The following is a 260-nucleotide window of genomic DNA, read 5'->3' as shown; positions in this document are numbered from 1 at the left end:
AACAACGTCTCGCCCGAGGCCGACTACACCTATGTGCTGATCGATTGCCCGCCTTCGCTCAACCTGCTCACGGTGAACGCGATGGCGGCGTCCGACGCGATCCTGGTGCCGCTGCAATGCGAGTTCTTTGCGCTCGAAGGTCTGTCGCAATTGCTGCAGACCGTGGAGCAGGTCCGCTCGACGCTCAATCCGAACCTGTCGATCCACGGCATCGTGCTCACCATGTTCGACTCGCGGAACAATCTGTCGAACCAGGTGGT

1 protein-coding gene is annotated in these 260 nt (G+C 60.4%); it reads left to right on the top strand.

Annotated features, from left to right (window positions below):
- Positions 1-260: ParA family protein (locus AC0MA3_RS26585; protein WP_474658358.1), on the top strand; the 260-nt coding region annotated here is incomplete at both ends.

This window comes from Paenibacillus sp. LS-5, from assembly GCF_056121505.1.
The sequence above is the reverse complement of the archived record's forward strand: the minus strand, read 5'-3'. Positions and strand labels throughout refer to the sequence as shown.